This is a genomic window from Synechococcus sp. BA-120 BA3, from assembly GCF_034931285.1.
Classification (GTDB): domain Bacteria; phylum Cyanobacteriota; class Cyanobacteriia; order PCC-6307; family Cyanobiaceae; genus Cyanobium.
In genome coordinates, this window is the sequence record NZ_JAYGHZ010000425.1 from 1 (window position 1) to 2,281 (window position 2,281).

At 73.5% G+C, this 2,281-nt stretch carries 4 protein-coding genes; 3 read left to right on the forward strand and 1 reads right to left on the reverse strand.

What is annotated here, in order from left to right:
- The coding region (locus VB737_RS16350) for a CRR7 family NDH-1 assembly protein (RefSeq protein ID WP_500314519.1) at window positions 1-82 on the forward strand (82 nt) is incomplete at its 5' end.
- A 15-nt stretch (window positions 83-97) separates the two neighbouring features.
- On the opposite strand, the gene VB737_RS16355 is transcribed toward VB737_RS16350, so the two are convergent.
- Window positions 98-745 (reverse strand): shikimate kinase, encoded by a 648-nt coding sequence (locus VB737_RS16355; protein WP_500314515.1) that lies wholly within the window; start codon window positions 743-745, stop codon window positions 98-100.
- Between the two features lie 63 nt (window positions 746-808).
- Here VB737_RS16355 and VB737_RS16360 point away from each other — a divergent pair, with 63 nt between their 5' ends.
- Together VB737_RS16360 and VB737_RS16365 are read left to right on the forward strand one after the other, a co-directional pair.
- Window positions 809-1,771, forward strand: coding sequence for a 6-pyruvoyl trahydropterin synthase family protein (locus VB737_RS16360; RefSeq protein ID WP_500314516.1), 963 nt, complete (start codon window positions 809-811; stop codon window positions 1,769-1,771).
- Window positions 1,768-2,281, forward strand: a 514-nt coding sequence (locus tag VB737_RS16365; protein WP_500314518.1) for a dihydrofolate reductase family protein, incomplete at its 3' end; no start/stop codon positions are given. The genes VB737_RS16360 and VB737_RS16365, both read left to right, overlap by 4 nt.

Sequence of the window (2,281 nt, forward strand, 5' to 3'; positions counted from 1 at the left end):
GCTCGACACCGCCTGCGAACTGGAGCTGGCGCCGGGCTGCGCGATCCAGTGGTTCGCCGTGCGGCTGGAACCGCCGGCCTGAACGCCTTCCTGCCGCTCAGTTGAGCGAGGGCCGGGCCTGCCCGCCCGTGTCCTGCAGCCGGACGGGTTCGGCCGGAGCCTGGGTGGGGTCGCGCAGCACCGAGGGCAGGGCCTCCAGCACCTGCAGGGCCACCGCCGCCGGGAGACCTCCCCGCTGGGCCACGGTCAGGTCGGCCTGGGCGTAGAGGGGCCGGCGCTCGTGCAGCAGCGCCTCCAGCCGGGCGGCGGGATCGGCGGTGTCGAGCAGGGGCCTGGGCGTGGGGTCGGCGGCCAGGCGGCGCAGCAGCTCCTCCGCCGGGGCATCGAGCCACACCACCACCCCCTGGCGCATGTGACCCCAGTTCTCCGGCCGGGTCACCGCCCCGCCCCCGGTGGCCACCACCAGGGAATGCCAGCTGGCGATGCCGTTGAGCACGGCGGTCTCCAGGGCGCGGAAGCCGTCCTCCCCGTCGCTGGCGAAGATCTCGGCGATCGGCCGGCCGGCCACCTCCGCCAGGGCGGTGTCGGCATCGATGAAGCGATAGCCGAGGGCCTCGGCCAGGGGGCGCCCCACGGCGCTCTTGCCGGCTCCCATCATCCCCACCAGGTAGATGTTCAGGCCATCGAGACGGCGGGCCAGGCCTCGGTGCGAGGGGCGGGGCGGGGCGTCATCGGCTGGGGCCATGGGTTCGCGGTCGGCGGCGGTCCGGACCCCGTTTCTAGGATGGGCGTCCCCTGGGCCTCGGCGATGACCGCAACCCGGTTGACCGCCCCTCCGGCGGCACCCTCCCCCACCAGCGCCGCCCACGGGCGTGGCCGCCCCTGCGTGATCACCCGCCGGGCGACCTTCAGTGCCAGCCACCTCTACCGGCTGCCGGAACTCGACGACACCGAGAACACCCGGCGCTTCGGCCGCTGCAGCCTCGCCCCGGGCCACGGCCACAACTACGAACTCACCGTGGCGATGGGCGGCCCGCTCGACGGCGACGGCATGGTGCTCAACCTTTCCGACGTCAAGCACGCCATCCGGCGGGAGGTGACCGAGCCGCTCGACTTCCGTTTCCTCAACGAGGTCTGGCCCGAGTTCGACCTCTCCCGCCCCGAGGGCCGGCTGCCCACCACCGAGGCCCTGCTGCTGGCCATCCGCCAGCGCCTGGCCCCCCATCTGCCGCTGGTGGCCCTGCGGCTCCACGAACAAACCAACCTCTGGGCCGACGTGCTCTGCGGTCCCTCCATCAATCCCATGGAAGCCTTCCTCTCGATCCGCACCCACTTCGCCGCGGCCCACCGCCTGGCCCGGCCTGAGCTCAGCCAGAGCGAGAACGAGGCGATCTACGGCAAGTGCGCCCGCCCCCACGGCCACGGCCACAACTACCTGCTCGACATCACCGTGCGGGGTTCGATCGATGGGCGCACCGGCATGGTCTGTGACCTGGCCGCGCTGCAGCAGCTGGTGGCCGACCTCGTGGTGGAGCCCTTCGACCACACTTTCCTGAACAAGGACGTGGCCCACTTCGCCGACTGCGTTCCCACCGCCGAGAACATCGCCCTGCACATCGCCGACCTGCTCAGCGCCCCCATCGCCGCCACCGGCGCCCGGCTGCACAAGGTGCGCCTCCAGGAGAGCCCCAACAACGCCGCTGAAGTTTTTGCCGAGACCCCCCAGCTGGAGATGGTCCCGGCGGCCCTCGAAGCCCTTGCGGCCGTTTGAGTCCGGCGGCAACGCCGGAGCTGCGGCTCGTGCTGGCGGTCAGCCTCGACGGCCGCCTGGCGCCGGCCGAAGGGGGGGCGGCCCAGCTGGGGGGCGCCGCTGACCGGCAGGTGTTGGAGGAGGCCCTGGCCTGGGCCGATGCCGTCCTGGTGGGTGCCGAGACCCTGCGGCGCCACGGCAGCACCTGCCTGATCCACAGCCCCGCTCTGCTCGAGGACCGCCGCTCCCAGGGCCGCCACCCCCAGCCGATCGCCATCGCGGTCAGCCGCAGTGGCCGGCTGCCCGCCGCTTTGCCCTTCTTCCGCCAGCCCCTGGAACGATGGCTGCTGCAGGCCGCCCCGCTGCCCCCCGGCGCCCCTGCGGAGGGCTTCGCGCGTCACCTGCCGCTGGAGAGCTGGCCCCAGGCCCTGGGGAATCTGGCGGCCCTGGGTCAGGGGCGCATCGCCGTGCTGGGGGGGGCGCAGCTGGCGGCGGCCCTGGCGGCCGAGAACCTGCTCGATGAGCTCCAGC